Origin of the sequence: Bradyrhizobium sp. BRP19 (assembly GCF_020194195.1) — a bacterium.
GTDB classification, from domain to species: Bacteria; Pseudomonadota; Alphaproteobacteria; order Rhizobiales; family Xanthobacteraceae; genus Bradyrhizobium; species Bradyrhizobium yuanmingense.
The window spans coordinates 1-360 of sequence record NZ_JADYVZ010000260.1 but is presented as its reverse complement, the minus strand read 5'-3'; the positions used below and the strand labels follow the sequence as shown (position 1 = coordinate 360).

At 59.2% G+C, this 360-nt stretch carries 1 pseudogene; it reads right to left on the bottom strand.

The features are described 5' to 3' along the window. Positions 1 to 233: pseudogene (locus tag I6F36_RS39485) on the bottom strand (DUF3141 domain-containing protein); the annotation flags it as partial. Positions 234 to 360: the final 127 nt, after the last annotated feature.

Genomic DNA, 360 nt, shown 5'->3' with positions numbered 1-360 from the left:
ACGATGGGTCCTGTCAAGTCAGGGTTTGTTGCGGCGAGAACGAGGGTCGCCCAGCCTGCTTGGCAGTTGCCGATAATGGCCGGCAGAGGCGCGCGCGGATGCCGGCGGATCACTTCTCGAACAAACGTCGCTTCCGCATAGGCCACATCAGAGAGTTGCTGATCCTGCTCTGGCTCGCGACGGAAGCTCACCAGATAAACTGGATGACCTTCGCGCAATGCGACGCCGAGCTGTATAGCGCGACAATCTGGGTGGGAAGCGCACGACAATCAGGATGGCGAGTCGGTGTCGCGGCGAGGTGATGATTGCCGCGTTAATTGTCGCGCGCAAGAGTTTTTTGAACTCTGATTGTCGCGGAGC